This window comes from Actinomadura decatromicini (genome assembly GCF_008121305.1).
GTDB lineage: Bacteria > Actinomycetota > Actinomycetes > Streptosporangiales > Streptosporangiaceae > Spirillospora > Spirillospora syzygii.
Genome location: NZ_VSRQ01000002.1, coordinates 147,487 through 168,141 on the forward strand (window position 1 = coordinate 147,487; position 20,655 = coordinate 168,141).

Below are 20,655 nucleotides of genomic sequence, written 5' to 3' on the forward strand. Positions count from 1 at the left end.
GCGCGCGGCGAGGCCGTTTCTTACAGGGTCATGACGGGCTGATGGAAGCCGCCCGTCCGGCCGTAGCGTGTGGGCGTGAACTCCGTGAGCCATGCCGGTCGCGTCCTCGTGGTGGACGACGACCCCACCGTGGCCGACGTCGTCGCCCGTTACCTGGCCCGCGACGGGCACGCGGTGACCTGCGTCGCGGACGGCCCGTCCGCCCTGCGCAGGGCCCGCGCCGAACGGCCCGACCTCGTCGTCCTCGACCTGATGCTGCCCGGCATGGACGGTCTCGAAGTGTGCCGCAGGCTCCGCGAGACCTCGGCCGTCCCGATCGTGATGCTGACGGCGCTCGGCACGGAGACCGACCGGCTCGTCGGGCTGGAGACCGGCGCGGACGACTACGTCACGAAGCCGTTCAGCCCGCGCGAGCTGGCGCTGCGCGTCCGGTCGGTGCTCCGCCGGGCGCGCGGCGCCTACCGGGAGCCGTCCCGGGACGCCCGCCCGGACGCCCCGCCCGAGCCCCCGCTTTACGACGGCGACCTCGTCGTGGACGTCGGCGCGCACGAGGCGCGGCTGCGCGGCGGGCGGCTGGCGCTCACGTCCCGCGAGTTCGACCTGCTGGCGTTCCTGCTGCGCCGCCCGCGCCAGGCGTTCACCCGCGAGGACCTCCTCGAACGGGTCTGGGAGTGGACGTTCGGCGACGCCTCCACGGTCACCGTGCACGTCCGCCGCCTGCGCGAGAAGATCGAGGACGACCCGGCCGCCCCGCGCCGGATCGTCACCGTCTGGGGCGTCGGCTACCGCTACGAGCCCGCGGACCCGGCGGACCCGGCGGCCCCTGCGGACCCGGCGGAGGACGGCGCATGATCCCCTTCGACGACCTGCTCTACGTCGTCTTCTGCGCGGCCCTCGCGGCGCTGGCCGTCGCGGCCGTCGCGCTCGCCGTCCTGTACGGGCTGCGCGGACGGTCGGTCGCCACCCAGCTCATCGTGGTGGGCGCGGCGACCGTGCTCGCGACGATCTCCGGCATCCTCGTGATCTCGTTCCTGATGCTGCTGAACGATCACGACCGGTCGGTGGTGCTGGCCGTGGTGACGTCCGCCGGGCTGGTCGCGATGGCGGTGTCGGTGCTGCTCGGACGCCGTCTCGTCGCCGCGAACCGGACGCTGGTCGAGGCCGTCCGCGCGGACCGGTTCCGCCCGCCGGCCGCGCGGCTGCCCGCCGAGCTGGCCGAGCTGTCGCGCGAGCTGGAGGCCGCCTACGCGCGGCTCGCCGCCGCCCACGAGCGCGAGCAGGCGCTGGAGGCGAGCCGCCGGGAGCTGGTCGCCTGGGTGAGCCACGACCTGCGCACCCCGCTCGCGGGCCTGCGCGCCATGGCCGAGGCCCTGGAGGACGAGGTCGTCTCCGACGCGGACACCGTCCGGCGCTACCACGGGCGGATCCGCGTCGAGTCGGAGCGGCTGGCCGAGATGGTGGACGACCTGTTCGAGCTGTCCCGCATCCACGCCGGGGCGCTGCGGCTGTCGCGGCGCCGCGTCGGCCTCGCCGACCTGGTCGCGGAGGCGGTGGCGGGCGCGGAGGCGCTGGCGCGGGCGAAGGGCGTCCGGCTGCGCGGCGACGTCCGGGAGGGGCTGCCCCTCCAGGTGGACAGCGGCGAGTTCGGCCGTGCCCTGCGCAACCTCGTCGTCAACGCGATCAGGCACACGCCGAGCGACGGCACCGTCGAGGTCATCGGCGAGGTCCACGGCGGGGAGGCGCGGGTGACGGTCGCGGACGCCTGCGGCGGCATCCCCGAGGACGACCTGCCGCGCGTGTTCGACGTCGCGTTCCGCGGCGAGGCGGCCCGCACCCCCGGCGGCGGCGCCGGGCTCGGCCTCGCGATCGCCCGCGGCATCGTCGAGGCCCACGCCGGACGCATCGGCGTCGCCAACGACGGCCCCGGCTGCCGCTTCGAGATCACCCTCCCCGTGACGGCCTGACCCGGAACCGGGCCGGAGATCAGGGGTCGAGGGTCTCGGCCATGGTGCGGAAGGTGGGGCAGGGCCAGCGGGACATGCAGGCGCGGCAGCGGCGGATCGGGTTGTCGGGGTCGCTGCTGATGCCGCCCGCCTCCTGCGGCCGGTGCAGGTCGAGCAGCCGGACGCCGAGCTCGGCGAAGGCGAGGACGTCCTCGCGCGCGCCCGCGAGGAAGGCGATGTCCTCGCGGGACAGGCGGGTCTTGACCGGGACGAAACCGTTCTGGTTCACCAGGCGGCTCAGGTACTGGGTGGACGACCGCCACGGGCTCGACTTCGCCGAACGCGACCGGATCGTCTCAAGGCGCTCGCGGAGCCGGGTCTCTCTGGGATCGGCCTCTTGCCCATGCCGGTGTTGCACGTGTCCAGCCTCCCCTAATCGGCGGTCTCACGGGACGGGAACCGGGATATCGCCGAACCGGACGCGGAGGAGCGGCGCGGACGCCGACCGGCGCGGAACAATGGCATCACGGTGCGTAGTTCACAAAGCGTACGGGACCGCCCGCACGGCGACACGCCCGTCCCGCAGGGGACTTGGCGAACTGTCTGGCCCGCGGGCCGTTCCCGAGATAGTGTGCCGGACGTGGAGCTAAACGTTTCGACCGCGTCTCAGGAGGGTCACGCCGTCGTCACGGCGACCGGTGAGCTCGACCTCTACACCGCGCCGAGGCTGCAGGCCGCCCTCGCCGGGCTGCTGCGCGACCGGGTCGACCGGATCACGGTCGACCTCAGCGGCGTCGAGTTCTGCGATTCGACCGGCATGAACGTCCTGCTCGCGGCCATGAAGCGGCTCAAGGAGCAGGGCGGCGCGCTCGACCTCGCCGCCCCGCGCCCGGCGGTGAAGCGCATCCTCCAGGTCACCGGGCTCGACACCGTGTTCACCGTGACCGACGCCGCGCCCGCGCTGGACGCCGGCTGAACTCCACCCGTCGTCCGGCTGTCGTCCGTCCGACGCGGCGGTAACGGCTGAGACCGTTCCCCTCCGCTCGCCCCGTTCCACGTCCGCCGCCGACTACGATCGCCGATATGCAGGACGTAGCGGTGATCATCCCCGCCAAGGACGAGGCCGACCGCATCTCGGCCACCGTCAAGGCCGCACACGAGCTTCCCGGCGCCGACCTCGTCGTGGTGGTCGACGACGGCTCGTCCGACGGCACCGGGCGCGTCGCCCGGGACGCCGGCGCCCGGGTCGTCCGGCACTCCCGCAACCGCGGCAAGGGCGCCGCGATGGAGAGCGGCGCGGAGGCCGTCCGGCTGCTGGACGAGGGCCGCGACCAGCCCCGCCACCTGCTGTTCCTCGACGCCGACCTCGCCGACACCGCGCGCGAGGCCGCGCCGCTCGTCGCACCCGTCCGGGCGGGCGAGGCCGACATGACCATCGCGGTGTTCACGACCACGGTGAAGCTCGGCGGGCACGGGTTCGTCGTGAAGCTGTCCCGGGACGGCATCCGCCGCGCCACCGGCTGGGAGGCGACCGCCCCGCTGAACGGGCAGCGCTGCCTGACCCGCGCCGCGTTCGACGCCGCGCTCCCGCTCGCCGCCGGGTTCGGCGTCGAGACCGCGCTGACCATCGACCTGCTCCGCCAGGGCTTCCGGGTGACGGAGGTGGAGGTGCCGCTCGCGCACCGCGCCACCGGCACCGACTGGCGCTCCCAACTGCACCGCGCCCGCCAGTTCCGGGACGTCGCGAGAGCGCTCTCCGTCCGCGAGCCCGCGGTGACACCGCTGGTGCAGGCGGCGACCCGGCGGCTGGACGGCCTGCGCGGTCGCCGGTGACCCGACTCGGCACGGGCGGACGCGGCCGCGTCACCGGCCTCGGCCGCCTCGCCGGGCTCGGCCGTGTTGGCGGGCTCGGTCGTGTTGGCGGGCTCGGCCGTGTTGGCGGGCTCGGTCGTGTTGGCGGGCTCGGCGGGGACGGCGGGCGCTGCGGCTTCGCCGGGCTCTGCGGGATCGGGGCCGGGCTCGCGTGCTTCCTCGGCACCGCGCTGCTCGGCCCGTCGGTGTTCCAGCCCGCGCTGGACGGCTCCCGCGCGGAGCCGCCGTACGCGCTGAGCGTCCACCCGTCGCCGTACGTCGTGATCGGGCTCGTCGTGGCCGGGGTGCTGGCGAGCACGGCGGGGCTCGCGCTGTGCTTCGTCGCCGTCCGGCGGGGCTGGCGGGTGCGGGCGCTGCCGGTCGTCGTGGCCGGGCTGCTCGCCGCCGTCGCGTTCATGGCGATGCCGCCGGTCGGGTCGACCGACCACCTCAACTACGCGTCCTACGGGCGGATGGCGGCGACCGGGCACGACCCGTACGCCACCCGCGCCGTCGACCTGCCGCAGGACCCGGTCGCCGGGGCGCCCGAGGAATGGCGGACGACCCCGTCCGTCTACGGGCCCATCGCCACCGGCGAGCAGGCGGTCGCGGCGTGGATCGGCAACGGGTCGGTCCGGCTGACGGTGTTCGTCCTGTCGGTGGTGAACACGCTCGCGTTCGCGGTGACGGCGCTGATCCTCTACCGGACGGCGCGGAGCGAGGAGCGGCGGCTGCGGACGGCCCTGCTGTGGACGTGCAACCCGCTCGTCCTGTTCCAGTTGATCTCGGGCGCGCACAACGACGTCCTCGCGATCGCGCCGGTGGTCGCCGCGCTCGCCGTGTTCGGGAGCCGGACGGGTCCCGGCTGGGCGCGGGCGCTCGCCGCGGGCGTCCTCGCCGGGGTGGGCACCGCCGTCAAGCTGCCCGCCGTGCTCGTCGCGGGCGGGCCCGCCTGGGCGCTGCTGCGCGACACGTGGCGGGACCGCGGGTCGTGGAAGCAGGGCTCGTGGAAGCGGGGCTCGTGGAAGCAGGGCTCGTGGAAGCGGGGGGCCCGGCCGCTCGCCGCGCTGGCCGCGCTCGGCGTCGGCGCCGGGGCGGTCGCCGCGCTGTCCTACCTGTTCGCCGGGCCGCACGCGCTCGACCGGGTCCGGGAGGCGAGCGACATGGTGTCGTTCGCGACGCCCTGGCACCTGCTCGACGAGGGCCTCGGCCGCGGCTCCCAGCGCAACGTGATCAAGGCGGGCGCGCTGCTCGCCGGGCTCGTGCTGTTCGCGCTGCTCGTCCGCGCGCTGCCGAAGGACGACCCCGAGGCCCCGGACGCGGCGAGCCGCCGGGTCACGGTCGCGCTCGTCCTCGCCTGGCTGCTCGCCGCGCCCTACGCGCTGCCCTGGTACGACGGGTTCGGCTGGGCGCTGCTGGCGCTGCTGCCGCTGACCGGCGTCGACTGGATCCTGCTCGCGCACACCGCCGCGCTCAGCCTCGCCTACCTGCCCGCCCGCGCGCCCGCCCGGATCGGCCTGCCGGACGACCTGTCCTGGCTGTTCACCGTCGTTCGGCCGACGGTGATCCCGTGGACGCTCGTGGCGATCGTGACGGCGCTGGTGATCCAGAGTCTTCGTTCCTCAGGTCGATCTCCAGCGCCCGGACGCCCGCGGCGAGCATCAGCGGGGTCGCCAGGCTGAACGCCACCGACAGGATCACGACGCCGGAGTCGTTCACCAGCATCCCGATGACGCCGACCGTCAGCGCGCACAGCAGCGCCGGGCGCATCGTCACGCAGTGCTCGTAGGCGCGCTGGAGCAGCGACACCCGCCACCGGTTCGGCCGCGCCAGGACGAAGAACAGGAACCCGATCGCGGCGGCGAGCGGCAGCGTGAACGGCCAGTACCCGAGGCTGTTCAGCATGGCGTTGAACTTGCGGACGATGACGCCCCAGGCGTCGCCGTCCATGAGGTCCTGCCAGAAGCGGCCGAGGTGCGTCGGGTTCGCGCTGCGCGAGTTCACGTACGAGATGATCAGCACCAGCGCCGCGCCCGCCAGGCAGAACAGGCCGAGCTTGAGCGGGGAGACGCGGCGTCCGGTCACCATCAGGCCGAGCATCGCGAACGCCGGGACCATCGCGAGGACGCCGCCGAAGTCGCTGCCCCATGCCGGGAGCCCGTCGATGGCGATCGCGAACGCGCCGATCGCGGCGATGACTCCCACCGCGACCGTGCGGCGTCCGGCGCGCAGCGGGAACTCCGTCAGCCACGCCGCGGTGAGGATCGCGGCGACGGCGAACAGCGAGAACGCCTGGTTGCCGAAGCCGTAGAAGCGTCCGGCGACGAGCGCCGTGTAGCCCATCAGCGTGTTGAGCTGGAGGCGCGAGCCGGTCATCACGTCCAGCGCGAGGACCAGCGCGGTCACCCCGGTGATCACCAGGCCGGGGGCGAACGCCGAGCGCCGCCACGGACCGGCGAGCGCGACCCCGGTCAGCAGCCCGCTGAACCCGAGGACGGTGCAGATCAGCACGGGCGTCGCGTGCTCGGCCCGCCACCACGGCATCAGCCCGGCGAGGAACGACGCGCCCGGCACCGCGCCGCCGAGCAGCGCGATCACGCGGGTGCCGCCGAGGATCCGCGCCCGGGACCGGCGGTCGCCGCCGAGCCTGCGCAGCACCAGCGCAGCGATCCCGTAGAGGACGAGCTGCGTCGCGAACAGCACCCAGTAGAACGACGTCTGGACGCTGCGGATCGCCTGCGCCGCCACGTCCTGGTCTTCGAGGGACTCCACCCGGTCTTGCGTCGAGTCGCTGGACGGCTGGTCGCGCCAGGCCGACCCGACGGCCTGCTTGGGCTGCCGGACGCCGAGCAGTTTCAGCGTCGTCGCGGTCAGGTCGGTGAGCGTGACGAGGCCGTCCTGCCGGGTCGCGCTGGACCGCATGTATCCGGGGCCGAACCCGGCGCCCTTCGCGATGGCGACGCGCAGGTGCGGGTCGACGCCGATGTCGGAGAGGCCCGCGACGAGGACCGTCGTCCCGGCCGGGAGGCCGCTCAGGACCTGCCCGACCCGCCTGTCGGCGGCGTTCGCGGCGGCGGCGCGCTTGTGCTCCGACAGCGGGACCTGCTCGCCCTTCGGGTCGACCCCGGCGTTGATGTAGGCGCGGAACAGGTCATCCACGTCGACGGCGGTGAGCGTGCAGCGCGCCCAGTCGGCGGCGGTGACCTTGTCGGGCGACGCGACGTAGTGGTCGACCTGCCCGCCGCCGTTGCCGACCCCGAACACCGCGCCGGGCCCGACCGCCGTGGTGCAGCCGCCCGCCGCGTGGACGGCGTCGCCGAGCAGCCCGATCTGCGCGTGGTAGTTGGTGTCGGCGTTGTCGCTCTTGATGGCGGGCCAGCCCGCCGCGACGGCCCCGCCCTCCGGCGGGACGGTGGGCGACCGCTGACCCGGCAGGACCGGGGCGGCCGGGAGCGCGCAGTCGCCGTGCGGCAGCCGGGACCGCTGCCCCGCCGACAGCGTCAGCCAGCCGTCGGTCGGGCACGTGTTCACGCGGGTCGTCCGGACGCTGAGCCCGGCGGTGGAGCCCGCGCCCGCGAGCCCCCACAGCGCGGGCGTCTTCTCCTTGTCGATGTCGCTCCACATCAGGCCCGGCACCCCGATGATCACGACCTGGCCGGCGGCCGCGCCCCGCGCGGGAGCCCGCACGGGGGCCGCCTGGGCGCCGGCGGGCCACACGAACCCGGCGAGGACCGTGCCCAGGACGCCGAGGAACATGGCGATCCTGCGCCCCCGCGAAGTCATGGCGCAAAGGCTACAAGAGGCTTTCGACCACTGAGTGGCAATATCCTGCGGGCTGTGGACGGTCCCGAAGCGCGCCGAGCCCTGCCCGGGGCGGGGTTCTCGCACGCTCTCACACGGCGCGGGACGTGGGTTCGAGGGCTGATCATCTTCGCCGGGACCGCGGTCGCCGCGGCGGCGCTGGCCCCGATCGTGACGCGCTGGCTCGGCAACGAGCCCGACCAACGGCTCGTCGACCTGGAGGTGTACCGGGAGGGCGGGCGGGCGGTGCTGCGCGGGGCGCCGCTCTACGACTTCCTGACGCAGCCGCCGCAGTTGCTGCCGTTCACGTACCCGCCGATCGCGGCGGCGCTGGCCGTCCCGTTCACGCTCCTGCCGTGGCGCGCGGCCCAGCTCGTCTGGACGGGCCTCATCTGCGTCGCGCTCGCCATCTCGGTCCGGTACGCCTTCCGCGACCTGATCCGCCGGACCGGACGCTGGGCGCCGCTCGCCACGGGCGCGCTGGTGGCGGCGATGGCGTGGCTCGATCCCGTCCGCGACCAGTTCCGGTTCGGGCAGGTCGGGCTGTTCCTGCTCGCGATGTGCCTGGCCGACTGCTGCGCCCGCGAGCCGCGCTGGCCGCGCGGCGTCCTCGTCGGCCTCGCCGTCGCGATCAAGCTGGTGCCGGGCGTCTTCCTGATCTACTTCCTGCTCACCGGACGCCGGGACGCCCTGGTCAACTCGCTGCTCACCGCGGCGGCGGCGACGCTTGGCGGGTTCGCGCTGCTGCCGTCCGACTCGTCCGACTACTGGTTCGGGGCGCTGCTCCAGGGCGGCGACCGGACGGGCGCCGTCGACGGCACCACCAACCAGGCCATCCAGGGGATCGTCGCGCGGATGCTGCCCGAGGGCCCGGCGCGGACGCTGCTGTGGCTGGTTCTGGCGCTGGCCGTCGCGTGTCTCGGGTTCCGGTGGGCGCGGCGCGCCGCGTGGGCGGCCGACCGGCTCCCGGACGGGCCGGGGTCGTCCAGCCTGCTGCTGGCGTCGGTGGCGATCGTCGGGCTGCTGTCGGTCGTCCTGTCCCCGGTGGGGTGGATTCACCACCTCGTGTGGATGATCGCGGTTGTCGGGGCTTTGGCCGGGGATGGCCGGGACACGCGAAGATGTCTGTTCGCGGGCGCGGTCTGGCTGCTGTTCCTGTTCCCGGTGCCGTGGTGGGGCCGCGGGCTGATCGGCCCGGAACACTCCACGCTGGCGGTTTTCGCGGGCCAGGTCGTCCGCGATCTGTTCGGTCTCGCGGCGCTGGCCTCGATCGTCGTCCTCGGGACATGGCTCGTGAACCGCCTCGAACCGGGGGCCGCTCGGGCAGATCCTTCGCGCCCCGAGGTCGGGGTGGGTACGCTCAGCCCGTGATGCTTGTCGCGGTGGCCGTCGCCGGCCTGATCGCGGGGGTGGCGGGGCTGTCGATCGCCGTGGTCGCGCACAACCGGGTGAACCAGGTCGTCGACGAGTGCGGGGAAATGCTCAGGCGCCAGCTCCAACTGGCCAGCGGGTCGGTCGACGAACGCGCGCTGCGCGATCTCGCGATCGTGCACTACGACGCGCTCAAGGAGATGTCCGGGCACCGGTCGTTCTCGCTCGCCCTGATCAACGCGGTCGGGGACGGGGTCGTGATCAGCTCGATCAACGGGCGCACCGAGACGCGGACCTACGCCAAGGTCGTCCAGGCCGGGCACGCGGTCGAGATGCTCTCGCCCGAGGAGAACCAGGCCCTGCGCGCGGCCCGGCTGGGCAAGGGCCCGATCGTGTCCATGGACGACCCGCTGCCCGACTTCGGCAACGGCAGCGGCGACCGAACGTCCACCGCCCGCGCCTGAGAAACAGCCCGCCCCGCCGAGGGCAGTAGACTCGTTGTCTCACCTCGCCTCAGCTCCCGTCCCGCGAGGCATCCTGAGACACCGGAGACACCGTGACCGCAGAGAACAGGCCAGCGCGCTACGCCTTCCTGGGTCCGCGGGGCACGTTCACCGAGGCCGCCCTGCTGACCCTGCCGGGCGCGGCGGACGCCGAGCTGGTCCCGTACGCGACGGTCCCCGCCGTCCTGGACGCGCTGCGCCGCGGGGACGCCGACACCGCCGTCGTCGCGCTGGAGAACTCCGTCGAGGGCTCCGTGCCGACCACGCTGGACGAGCTGGCCACCGGCGAGCCGCTCCAGATCGTCGGGGAGATCCACCTGCCGGTGTCGTTCGCGCTGCTCGTCCGGCCGGGGACGTCGCTCGCCGACATCAAGACGGTCGCGTCCCACCCGATCGCGCAGCCGCAGTGCCGCCGCTGGCTCGCCGAGAACGTCCCGGACGCCGAGTGGCGCGCCGCGACGTCCAACGCCGAGGCCGCGCAGCACGTGGCGGACGGGCACTACGACGCGGCCCTCGCCGGGTCGTTCGCCGCCGCCCGGTACGGGCTGTCCGTCCTCGCCGAGGACATCCACGACGTGTCCGACGCCGTCACCCGGTTCGTCGCGCTGCACCGTCCGTGCACTCCGCCCGCCCCGACCGGGATGGACAAGACGACCGTCGTCGCGTTCATCGGCGAAGACCACCCGGGCGCGCTGCTGGAGATCCTCACCGAGTTCTCCGTCCGGGGGATCAACCTGACGCTGATCCAGTCGCGGCCCACGGGCGCGGGGCTCGGCTCCTACCTGTTCTGGATGGACTTCGAGGGCCATGTCGCGGACGCCCGCGTCGGCGAGGCCCTGATGGGGCTGCGGCGCGTCTGCTCGGACGTCCGCTTCGTCGGCTCGTATCCGCGCGCCGACCGGGTTCGTCCGGAGATCCGGCGCGGCACCCACGACGACGACTTCACCGAGGCCGCCGCCTGGCTCGACGCCGTCCGCACGGGCTCGCCGCACTCCTGACCCTCAAGGCCGCGGGTCAGAGTTCGGCTTTCAGGCTCTCGATCGCCATCGACCACGTCCACTTCTCCGCGAGGACGCGGCGGATCTTCGTCGCGCGGGCGAACGCCGTCTCGGGGTCTTCGAGGACGTGCTGGATCTTGCGCGCCCATTCGGCGGTGTTCTCGGCCTCGCTCTTGTACATCGGGACCACGATGTGCCGGGCCTCGTCGCCCAGGTGCTCCCAGAGGAGGTCGGCGAGCCCGCTCTTCCCGCTGACGAGGACGGGCGTCCCCGCGATGATCGCCTCCATCCCGACCAGCCCGAACCCCTCGGCCCTGGACGGCATCAACACCAGGTTCGCGGTCTCCAGGTCGGCGGCGAGGCGCTGCTCGTTCGCCGAGTAGACCCGCGGGGTCACCAGCAGCGACGGCTGTTCGGCCCACTCGATGATCTTCCTGCGCAGCTCCTCGGACGAGTCCTCCGGGACGCCGCGGACGATCAGTTCGACCTCGGTCGCGGCCCGGCTCTCCCGCAGCGCCCCGGCGGCCGCGCCGATCGCGCGGGCGGCCAGGTCGACGCCCTTCAGGGTCGCGTCCTCGACGCGGCCGAAGACCAGCACGATGGGCTTGCCCGGCGGGGCCTCGCGAGGGGTCAGGTCGGCGGCGTCGAATCCGGGGTCCAGCCGCGCCAGCTGGGCCTTTCCGGGCGAGGACACGTAGCGCGCGTAACGCTGGTGGAGACGCTCGCCCACGGCGAAGCCGCGATGGGCGCCGCGCGCGAGGTCCACTTCGAGCCGCTGCCGTGACTCCGCCACGGCGGCGATGTCCCGGGCGCCCTCTGCGCGGTCGGGTTTGAACCAGTCGATCTCCTCCGGCGCGACATGGATGAAATGCAGCCGCTTGGCCCTCGGGAAACGGTCGGCCTGGGCCTTGGCGGCCGGGCCGGTGACGCGGCCGTGGCCGATGACGAAGTCCGGTTCGAGGTCTTCGAGGCCGTCCGGGCGGTCGTTCAGCACCTCCAGCTCGGACTCGTACCACTCGTTCTCCGCCGGGTTGATGAGTTTGACGTTCAGAGCCGCCGCGTTCGTGATCTCCCTCAGCCTCGGGTTGGGCGTCATGCAGAACACCCGCATTCCGGAGCGGGCCAGCGCGGCGCAGAGCTGCCGGTTGAAAGTGCTCAGCCCGCCGTGGCTCGACGACCATTCCGTCGCCACCGCGAGCACGACCTGCCTCCGGTCGGCGCCGTTGTCGGGGTCGGGGTCGTCCAGGACGCGCGGCCCGTACTGCGGACGCCTCACGCTCTCCGAAGTCCCGGTGACGGACGCCGGGAGGATCGGCGTGATGAACGAGGGCGTGGCCTCGCCGGGGATCGCCACGCGGGTGTCCCATTCGGTCAGCAGCGTCGCTCTGATTTCTTCGGCCTCGGTCGGCGGGTGCGCCGTTCCGAGGTAGATGCCCAGGAAACGGGACGCCTCCTCCAGTTCCCCGCTCTGCAAGGCCGCGAGCGCCCGCAGCCACGCCTTTCCCTCACGGAACTCCGACTTGTGCGAGGAGCGCTGGCTGTCGGGAATCCGGGCCCGCCGGAGCACGTCGAGCCCGGCCGCCGGATCGCCCGCGCCGATCCGCCCGATCGCCTCGTAAACGGGGAAGTGCAGGTACGGCTTCGGGAACACCGTCCTGCTCTGGCGCGCCAGATCCGCCGACTCGCGCCACCTCCCCTCATGCTGGAGCAACAGGATCTCGGCCAGCCGCGCCTGGTAGTCGAGCACGCCCGAGCCCTTGAGCCAGTCGCGCGTGCGGCGCAGCAGATCATCGGACGGCTCGGCCGCCGCGTACAGCACCGCCTGATCGGCCAGGCGCCGCTGGTCGGCCGCTTTCGACTCCGCGCACCCCTTGCGCAGTTCCGCGACCGATTCCTCGACCCGTTCCTGCGCGGTGAGGTAAATGCTCAACTGCATGTAGACGGCGAATCTCTGCTCATTGACGTACGGCTTGTGGGCCAGCGCCCGGCGGCCGACCTCCTCGGCGTCGGCGAAGCCCCTGACCTCGGTCACGAGCTTCATCCACATGACCCACGGAACCGCCGAACCGGTCGGCCAGCCCGTCGCCGCCCGCTCGGCGTGGAATAGCGCCCGCTCGCCGTCCTGCGAGTCGCCGGTCTCGCGGAACCGTTCCTGGAGCAGCCGCGCCATGTGGTACTCCACGCCCGGCGCCCCCGGCTCGGCCAAGTACTCGGCCAGCAGCTCGATGCGCGCGTCGCGCTCCCGCGCCGACTCGGGGACGATATGGCGCCTGTCCCCGCCGTAACGCCATTCGATCTCGGCGCGGGCGGCCGCGATCGCGTCGGCCAGCTCCTGCTCCGCGCCCGCCTCCCGCAGATGGAAGAACGCGCCGGAAAGGGCGACGGACCGCTCCTTGGCGTCGGACCGCTTGAGCCTGGCCGCGTACCACTGCCCGGCCGCGCGGTGCGCCGACCGCCACGCCCGCTGGTCCCGGCGCAGAAAGGCGTTCTCCGCCTCCCGGACGGCCGGGTGCAACTGGTACCTGGGCGGCCTGTCCTGCGTCGGCTCCATCAGATAGCGGTAGCGAAGCTCCCGGAGCCGTCCTCTGAAATCGGTGACCAGGGCTTCGGCCTGTTTCTGCTCGAATCCCGCCGGCAGGACCGACAGCCTGCGCAGGGCTTGGCGCTCATCGTCGGCGAGCCCTTCGGTGGCCTTGGCCACCAGCCCCCGTTCGATCGTGTCGACGAGTTCGTCCTCGGGGATTTCCTCAGAAGGCAGGCCGAGCAGCTCGTCCAATGTGTAGCGGCGCAAAAGGGAACCCAGCAAATGCAGCACGCGGGGGTTTTGGCCGAGCCGTTTCACGGTCTCCGTTCTGCGGGATTCCGGAAACCTCGTCGCGGCGTCCGCCGTTCTGAGGTGCCCGAGGACGATGCGCACACCCTCCTCGACCACGGGGGCGGGCAGTTCGACCGGATGGAAAGGCTGGGTCCACAGGGCGTCGAGATGCTGATTGGAAACCAGCCACAGCCCGCCCTCGTTCCCGGGCGCCCGCGCCGACTCGGCGAGCGCCGACCCGAACGGCTCGCGCGGCCGCTTGTCGGCGTCCAGGAGCCGCTGGAACTCGTCGATCACGACGAGCACCCGCTGTTTCAGCAACTCGCGGACGACGGCCTTGAATCCGCGTCCCGGCGCGATTTCCGGCGCGGCGCCGCCGCCCTCCGGAAGGACGAGCCCGTCCATGAGCAGGTCGACGATCTCCTGCTCCATGTCGGTCGATCGCTCCGGGACGTCGATGCTGACGACCGGCCTCCGGCATTCCTTCAAATAGCGGCTCAACAGCGGTTTCACGAGTTGGAGGGACTTGCCGACCCCGGAGATCCCGGTGATCACCGCCGCGCCGCGGTGCGCCCACAGTTCGTCCGCGGCTTCCCGCCGCCGCCCGTCACCAAGATCAAGAACAGCTTCGCCCTCGGATTCCATCACCGCCGTTATACCCCAGCCGACCTGCCGGGACCACAGGACGAGACGGCGGATAAAGGCACGCCGAACGGCCCCGAAAGAGCAATTCCAAGGCTCGGTTCCCGGACCTTCATCCGGCCCGCGAATCCCACCCTCGGTACGGTGACCGAACTGTGATCTTGGGCGGTGCAACGGATCGCGATCTTGAGCGTCTCCCGTGTACCAGTGCTCAGTGGAAAGGTTGCGCCGTGCGCCGATCGTCCGCCCTGCTAGCCACCGCCGTACTCGCGGCGGCGTCTTTCCTCGTCCCCGCGACCGCCGAGGCGGACGTCACCGACTCCTGGCTCACGCTGACGTTCGACCGGCTCAGCAAGGACCGGGTCGCCCGCATCAAGCTGAGCGCCAAGTCGCCGAGCGGCGTGACGGGCGTCGTCGCGAAGATGCGCTACAAGTCGACGTCGGCGGAGCCCTACGCCACCGTCCCGCTCCAGCGGACCGAGGGCACGGATAACGACGGCGTCTGGCAGACCGACTACCAGACCGACATCAACGCCCACCCCGGGCTGACGGTCGTCGAAGTACTGATCACCACGAGGGACACGCACTCCTACTCCAAGTGGTCCAACTTCAACGACTGCTACACGACGACCATCGCGGACCTCACCGCCTCGCCCGCCGCCATCGACGTCGAGCACCAGGACGTGACGCTCCGCGGCCGGGCCATGTTCCAGACCGACGGCGAGTCGGCGCCGCAGCCCGCGCCGAACGCGACGGTGAACGGGCCGACGTCCCAGCGCCCGGACGGCACGACGTCCCCCAACACCGCGACGACCGGCGCGGACGGCACGTTCACGATGCGGTACACCGGCGCGCCGAGGGCGACCGCCAACGTCCCCGCCCAGGGACCGCTGTGCGGACGGGGCGGAACCGCGCCCCTGACCGTGACCAAGCAGACCACCGAGGTGACGGCGAAGCGCGCCCCGGGACCGGCCGTCGCGCCCGGCGCGGAGATCACGGTGGAGGGCAAGGTCGTCCGGCACGGGTCCACGGGGACCGTCCCCGCGGTCGGCGCCACGGTGTCGGTCGACATCCCGTCCGACATGGCCCAGACGCATCCCATGGGCGTGACCGGCGCTGACGGCACCTACAAGATCACCTTCAAGGCGGGGCCGGAGCCCGGCAAGTCCGCCTTCCCGACCGTCCACGCCGGGGACAGCGGGTTCCTCGTCGGGAGCGACGCGGACCTGGGGTTGATGTGGGTCGGGAACGGCTCGAAGCTCGTCGACTTCGAAACGGACAAGAACCCCAGCCCCTTCCCGTACGGCGACCCCTTCGTCGCGAGCGTGCGGCTGGACCTCTCGCCCGGCATCCTCACCGAGACGAAGCAGCCGGTGTACCTGGAGTACTCCTTCGACGACAAGACGTGGAAGACCTGGGAGACCGCGACTCTCGACGGTGAGGGGAGCGTCTACTTCGGCGCCGACAAGGCCGTCACCAAGGACGCCTACTGGCGCGCCCGGTACCCCGGCAGCGCGCTCAGCGCCCCGGCCGTGACCGAGTCGCGCTTCGTCGACGTCAAGTACCGGACGGAGATCTACAACTTCAACGCCTCCCCGGAGCCGGTGGCGAAGGGCAAGACCATCACCGTCCAGGGGCTGCTCAACCGGTTCCAGGCCGTGGCGGGGCCCGCGCCGAACGCGCCCGTGGCCGTCTACTTCAAGCCCGCCGGATCGTCCGGTTGGACGAAGATGGCCGACACGAAGACCGCGACCAACGGCTGGTTCAAGAAGACCTTCAAGGCGACCAAGGACGGGACCTGGATGGCCCGCTTCCTGGAGAGCGGCAACTACCTGGGGTCGAACGCACCGACCGACTACGTGGACGTGCGCTGACATAGGCTGCGCGGGTGGCTGACGACTTCGATCTCTACGAACGGGAACTGTGGGCCGGACGGGCCGCCGCCTACGAGCGGGGGTTCGCCCGGCTCACCCGTCATCTGGTGGAACCGCTGCTGGACGCCGCGGGCGTCGCGCCCGGGACGCGGTTCCTCGAAGTCGGGACGGGGCCCGGATTCGTGTCCCGCGAAGCCGTCCGGCGCGGCGCGGAGGCGACCGCGCTCGACGCCGACCCGGACATGGCGGAGACGGCGCGCCGGAACGTCCCCGGGCTGGACGTGCGCGTCGCCGTCCTGCCCGAGGTCCCGTTCGACGGCGGGACGTTCGACGCCGTCGCGGGCAACTTCGTCATCAACCACGTGGGCTCGCCCGACGCGGCGCTCGCCGAGCTGCGGCGGGTGCTGCGGCCCGGCGGGCGGCTCGCGCTGAGCTGCTGGGTGATGCCGGGCAGCGGGGCGCTCGGGATCGTCCGGGAGGCGCTCGACGCGGCGGGCGTGCCCGTCCCGGACGACATCCCCGACCCGCCGTTCATGGAGTACGGCGAGGCCGCGGCGTTCCGGCGGCTGGTCGCGGCGGCGGGATTCGCGGGCGTGGCCGTCGAGGAGGTGACGTGGGAGCACGTCGTCGACCCGGAGGAATGGTGGGAGACGGGCGCCCTCTCCAGGGTCGGCACCAACGGCGTCATCGTCGGACGACAGGACGCGCCCACCGTCCAGCGCGTCAAGGACGCCTACGACCGCATCGTGTCCGGCTACGCCACGGAGGACGGGAAGGTCGCGCTGCCCGCGCACGCGCTGCTGGCCAGCGGCGCCCGCTGAGCACCCCCCTGAGCGCGGCCCGCCAGGCGGCGCGCGGACGCGATACTCCCGCGCGGCGCGCCGCCTCCAGCCGGTAGCCTCGCATCTGTGATCGACCTTCGCGCTCTTCGAGAGGACCCTGACCGGCTGCGCGCGTCCCAGCGCGCCCGCGGCGCGGACGACGCCGTCGTCGACCGCCTGCTCGACCTCGACGGGAGGCGCCGCTCGGCGCTCACCTCGTTCGAGCGGCTGCGGTCCGAGCAGAAGAGTTTCGGCAAGTCGGTGTCGAAGGCGCAAGGCGAGGAGCGGCAGCGACTCCTGACCCGGGCCAAGGAGCTGGCGCAGCAGGTCAAGGACGCCGAGGCCGAGGCCGACCGGCTCGGCGACGAGCTCGACGCGGTGCTGAAGGACGTCCCGAACCTCATCGAGGACGGCGCCCCGCCCGGCGGCGAGCAGGACTACGTCGTCCTGGAGCACGTCGGCGAGCCGCCCGGGTTCGACTTCGAGCCGAAGGACCACCTGGAGCTCGGCGAGAGCCTCGGCGCGATCGACATGGAGCGCGGCGCGAAGGTGTCCGGCGCGCGGTTCTACTACCTGACGGGCGTCGGCGCGCGGCTCCAGTACGCGCTGCTCAACCTCGCGGTCGAGCAGGCCGTCGCGGCCGGGTTCGTGCCGATGTACCCGCCCGTCCTGGTGAAGCCGGAGGCGATGGAGGGCACCGGGTTCCTCGGCGCGCACGCCGCCGAGGTCTACCAGCTGCCGCAGGACGAGCTGTACCTCGTCGGCACGTCCGAGGTCCCGCTCGCCGCCTACCACATGGACGAAATCATCGACGGGCTGCCGCGGCGGTACGCGGCCTGGTCGTCCTGCTTCCGCCGCGAGGCGGGCTCCTACGGCAAGGACACGCGCGGCATCATCCGCGTCCACCAGTTCGACAAGGTGGAGATGTTCTCCTACTGCGAGCCCGACGACGCGCACGCCGAGCACCTGCGGCTGCTGGAGTGGGAGAAGGAGATGCTCGCCAAGGTCGAGATCCCGTACCGGGTGATCGACGTCGCGGCGGGCGACCTCGGCGCCAGCGCGGCCCGCAAGTACGACTGCGAGGCGTGGGTGCCGTCGCAGGGCACGTACCGCGAGGTGACGTCCACGTCCAACTGCACCGAGTTCCAGGCCCGGCGCCTGTCGGTGCGCTACCGGGACGCGGACGGCAAGAGCCGCCCGGTCGCGACCCTGAACGGGACGCTCGCCACCACCCGCTGGATGGTCGCGATCCTGGAGAACCACCAGCGGGCCGACGGGACGGTCCGCGTCCCCGAGGCGCTCCGCAAGTTCATCGGCCTGGACGTCCTGGAGCCCGTCAAGCGCTGACCGCGGCCCAGACCCGGAACCAGCGACCCTCACCATTGACCTAGTGGGACGTCGGCGTGTGCGCGTTTCGCCACCTTGAAGGGCCCCAGGGGACAAAAGTGGCGGAGGATGCAATACAAAGGGGACATGAGCCAGCCTTCGCCGCGTGTGATCGCCACTGACCTCGACGGGACGGTCGTGCGCTCCGATGGAACGATCTCACCCCGGACCGCCGCCGCCCTCGCCCGCGTCGAGCGGGCCGGGGCGATGCTCGTCATGGTCACCGGCCGGCCGCCGCGCTGGATGGCGGACGTCGCGGCGGCCGCGGGCCACCACGGCGTCGCCATCTGCGCGAACGGCGCCGTCCTGTACGACCTGCACACCGAGACCGTCCTGGAGACGCGGGAGATCCCGCCCGCGGTGATCGAGGAGGCGGTGGGGCGGCTGCGCGCCGTCGCGCCCGGCCTGCGGTTCGCGGTCGAGCACCCGACCGGGTTCGTGTTCGAGTCCACCTACGACCTCGAACGGCTGGACGTCGAGGCCCTCGGCGGCCGCTCGGTCGACCCGGCCGACCTCGCCGACCGCAGCGGCACCAAGCTGCTCGCCTTCGACCCGACCGGCGACCCCGATCTGCTGTCCGCGACGGCCGTCGAGGCGGTCGGCGACCTGGTGACGGTGACGCACTCGTCCAAGCGGGCCCTGCTGGAGATGAGCGCGCACGGCGTCACGAAGGCGAGCGCGCTCGCGGCGCTGTGCGCCGAGCACGGCTTCGGGCCCGCCGACGTGACGGCCTTCGGCGACATGCCCAACGACCTGCCGATGCTCACCTGGGCGGGCGTCTCGTACGGGGTGGCGAACGCGCATCCGCTGGTGCTGGCGGCCGTCACGCACAAGACGTCCGCGAACGACGACGACGGCGTCGCCGAGATCCTCGAACGCCTCTACCCGTAGACCGGCGGTATGAGACCGGCGGTATGAGAACGACCGCATGAGAACGGCCGCACCCCTTCGGGGGGTGCGGCCGTTTCTTACGGACGTCTACAGGTAGGGGCCGGAGGCGCGGTGGCCGGGGCCTTCCTCGTCGGCGGTCGGGGGGACCATCCCGGCGGGCAGGGCGCGGCGCATCTGCTCCAACTGCGCGCGGGCCGCCATCTGCTGGGCGAACAGGGTCGTCTGGATGCCGTGGAACAGGCCCTCCAGCCAGCCGACGAGCTGGGCCTGCGCGATCCGCAGCTCGCCCTCGCTCGGCACGACGCCCTCGGTGAACGGCAGCGACAGCCGTTCCAGCTCCTCGACCAGCTCGGGCGCGAGACCGTCCTCGAGCTCCTTGATGGACGACTTGTGGATCTCGCGCAGCCGGGCGCGGCTCGCCTCGTCGAGGGGGGCGGCCTTCACCTCGTCCAGCAGCTGCCGGATCATGCCGCCGATCCGCATCACCTTCGCGGGCTGCTCCACCATGTCCGTGACGGACTTGCCCTCGGACTCGCCCCCGCCGCCCTCGACGGCGATGCCGTTCGGGCCGACGACGAGCACCTGCGGCTCCTGTTCTGACTGGTTCTTCGAAGGCTCGCTCATAAACTCCCCATCCTCACACGGTCAGCAGGATCTTGCCGACGTGAACGCTGTCTTCGAGCGCCCGGTGCGCGGCCGCCGCGTCGGCCATCGGGACCCGGCGGTCGACGACCGTCCGGATCCGTCCCGCCTCCAGCAGCGGCCACACGTGCTCGCGGACGCCCGTCACGATCGCCGCCTTCTCGTCCGCCGGACGGGCCCGCAGCGTCGTCGCGTGGACGGCCGCGCGCTTGCCCAGCAGCTTCCCGAGGTCCAGCTCCGCCCGCGCGCCGCCCTGCAGCCCGATCACCATGAGACGGCCGCCGACGGCGAGCGCGTCCACGTTGCGGGCCAGGTACTTCGCGCCGATCAGGTCGAGGATCACGTCGTAGGGGCCGTGCTCGACGAAGTCGTCCTCGCGGTAGTTGACGGCCTCGTCCGCGCCGAGTTCGCGGCAGCGGACCGCCTTCTCCGCGCTGCCGACGGTCGTCACCACGCGGGCGCCGCGCGCCTTGGCGAGCTGGATCGCGAACGTGCCGATGCCGCTGCCGCCGCCGTGCGCGAGCAGGGTCTCCCCGGCGCGCAGCCCGCCGAGCTGGAACACGTTCGACCACACCGTGCAGGCGACCTCGGGCAGCCCGGCCGCCTCGACCAGATCGATCCCGCGCGGCACCGGGAGGACCTGCCCGGCGGGCACCGCGACCTTCTCGGCGTATCCGCCGCCGCTGAGCAGCGCGCACACCTCGTCGCCGACGCTCAGGCCGGACGTCACGTCCGCGCCCAGCTCGGCGACCCGTCCGGACACCTCAAGGCCCGGATACGGGGGAGCGCCCTCGGGGGGCGGGTAGAAGCCCTTGCGCTGCATGACGTCCGCGCGGTTGACGGCGCTCGCGGCCACGTCGATCAGCACCTCGTCCGGGCCCGGCGCCGGGTCGGGGACCTCCGTCCACGTCAGGACGTCGGCGTCGCCCGGTTCGCGGATAACGATCGCATGCATACCGGCCACGCTACCGGGCGTCCGGGACGGGCCTACCGCCCACCGGCCGGGACGCCCGCCGGGGCCGCTTCCCGGGGTCAACGTCGATCTTCACGGTGGATGCGTGGTATTGGCACACGGGTATCCTGCCTTGGGGCCATTCGCCCACCTGCACCGTGTTGA

16 protein-coding genes and 1 pseudogene are annotated in these 20,655 nt (G+C 72.8%); 12 read left to right on the forward strand and 5 right to left on the reverse strand.

Annotation, left to right across the window (positions count from 1 at the left end):
- Positions 1-75 precede the first annotated feature (75 nt).
- Positions 76-852, forward strand: a complete 777-nt coding sequence (locus FXF68_RS08265; RefSeq protein ID WP_281292164.1) for a response regulator — start codon at positions 76-78, stop codon at positions 850-852.
- Complete coding sequence (locus FXF68_RS08270; RefSeq protein WP_148758374.1) at positions 849-1,964, forward strand: sensor histidine kinase; 1,116 nt, start codon at positions 849-851, stop codon at positions 1,962-1,964. Before FXF68_RS08265 ends, FXF68_RS08270 begins: the two co-directional genes overlap by 4 nt.
- 19 nt (positions 1,965-1,983) lie before the next feature.
- Here the strand turns inward: FXF68_RS08270 and FXF68_RS08275 are convergent, their stop codons facing one another.
- Complete coding sequence (locus tag FXF68_RS08275; RefSeq protein WP_067904051.1) at positions 1,984-2,361, reverse strand: hypothetical protein; 378 nt, start codon at positions 2,359-2,361, stop codon at positions 1,984-1,986.
- A 222-nt stretch (positions 2,362-2,583) separates the two neighbouring features.
- Between FXF68_RS08275 and FXF68_RS08280 the strand changes: the two genes are divergently transcribed.
- The 3 genes and pseudogenes from FXF68_RS08280 to mptB all read left to right on the forward strand — a co-directional run.
- On the forward strand, positions 2,584-2,919 hold the full coding sequence (locus FXF68_RS08280; RefSeq protein WP_148348283.1) for an STAS domain-containing protein: 336 nt from the start codon (positions 2,584-2,586) through the stop codon (positions 2,917-2,919).
- A gap of 107 nt (positions 2,920-3,026) precedes the next feature.
- Entirely contained in the window at positions 3,027-3,776 is a 750-nt protein-coding gene (locus tag FXF68_RS08285) for a glycosyltransferase family 2 protein (RefSeq protein ID WP_148758375.1), read from the forward strand.
- Between the two features lie 314 nt (positions 3,777-4,090).
- Positions 4,091-4,747 (forward strand): annotated as a pseudogene (gene mptB, locus FXF68_RS44895) (polyprenol phosphomannose-dependent alpha 1,6 mannosyltransferase MptB); the annotation flags it as partial.
- Between the two features lie 589 nt (positions 4,748-5,336).
- Here mptB and FXF68_RS43705 read toward each other — a convergent pair.
- On the reverse strand, positions 5,337-7,577 hold the full coding sequence (locus tag FXF68_RS43705; protein ID WP_246178503.1) for a hypothetical protein: 2,241 nt from the start codon (positions 7,575-7,577) through the stop codon (positions 5,337-5,339).
- A 54-nt stretch (positions 7,578-7,631) separates the two neighbouring features.
- Between FXF68_RS43705 and FXF68_RS08300 the strand changes: the two genes are divergently transcribed.
- The 3 genes from FXF68_RS08300 to pheA all read left to right on the forward strand — a co-directional run bounded on the left by FXF68_RS08300 (position 7,632) and on the right by pheA (position 10,467).
- Complete coding sequence (locus tag FXF68_RS08300; protein ID WP_246178505.1) at positions 7,632-8,966, forward strand: glycosyltransferase 87 family protein; 1,335 nt, start codon at positions 7,632-7,634, stop codon at positions 8,964-8,966.
- Entirely contained in the window at positions 8,966-9,430 is a 465-nt protein-coding gene (locus tag FXF68_RS08305) for a DUF4446 family protein (RefSeq protein WP_148759311.1), read from the forward strand. The genes FXF68_RS08300 and FXF68_RS08305 overlap by 1 nt, the downstream gene beginning before the upstream one ends.
- Before the next feature lie 92 nt (positions 9,431-9,522).
- The gene (gene pheA / locus FXF68_RS08310) at positions 9,523-10,467 is read left to right on the forward strand and encodes a prephenate dehydratase (protein ID WP_148758377.1); all 945 of its coding nucleotides are present in this window, start codon (positions 9,523-9,525) and stop codon (positions 10,465-10,467) included.
- Between the two features lie 16 nt (positions 10,468-10,483).
- On the opposite strand, the gene FXF68_RS08315 is transcribed toward pheA, so the two are convergent.
- Complete coding sequence (locus FXF68_RS08315) at positions 10,484-13,927, reverse strand: glycosyltransferase (protein WP_148758378.1); 3,444 nt, start codon at positions 13,925-13,927, stop codon at positions 10,484-10,486.
- Positions 13,928-14,154: 227 nt separating this feature from the next.
- On the opposite strand from FXF68_RS08315, the gene FXF68_RS08320 reads away from it, so the two are divergent.
- From FXF68_RS08320 to FXF68_RS08335, 4 genes are all read left to right on the forward strand, one after another.
- The gene (locus tag FXF68_RS08320; protein ID WP_148758379.1) at positions 14,155-15,798 is read left to right on the forward strand and encodes a hypothetical protein; all 1,644 of its coding nucleotides are present in this window, start codon (positions 14,155-14,157) and stop codon (positions 15,796-15,798) included.
- Positions 15,799-15,812: 14 nt separating this feature from the next.
- Positions 15,813-16,619, forward strand: a complete 807-nt coding sequence (locus tag FXF68_RS08325; protein WP_148758380.1) for a class I SAM-dependent methyltransferase — start codon at positions 15,813-15,815, stop codon at positions 16,617-16,619.
- 87 nt (positions 16,620-16,706) lie between these two features.
- Positions 16,707-17,966 (forward strand): serine--tRNA ligase, encoded by a 1,260-nt coding sequence (serS, locus tag FXF68_RS08330; protein WP_148758381.1) that lies wholly within the window; start codon positions 16,707-16,709, stop codon positions 17,964-17,966.
- Positions 17,967-18,092: 126 nt separating this feature from the next.
- Positions 18,093-18,896 (forward strand): HAD family hydrolase, encoded by an 804-nt coding sequence (locus FXF68_RS08335; RefSeq protein WP_148758382.1) that lies wholly within the window; start codon positions 18,093-18,095, stop codon positions 18,894-18,896.
- Between the two features lie 87 nt (positions 18,897-18,983).
- Here the strand turns inward: FXF68_RS08335 and FXF68_RS08340 are convergent, their stop codons facing one another.
- Positions 18,984-19,520 carry a bacterial proteasome activator family protein gene (locus FXF68_RS08340; protein WP_148758383.1) on the reverse strand — a complete coding sequence of 179 codons (537 nt, stop codon included), beginning with the start codon at positions 19,518-19,520 and terminating at the stop codon, positions 18,984-18,986.
- A gap of 13 nt (positions 19,521-19,533) precedes the next feature.
- Positions 19,534-20,493, reverse strand: coding sequence for an NAD(P)H-quinone oxidoreductase (locus tag FXF68_RS08345; protein WP_148758384.1), 960 nt, complete (start codon positions 20,491-20,493; stop codon positions 19,534-19,536).
- Positions 20,494-20,655 lie beyond the last annotated feature (162 nt).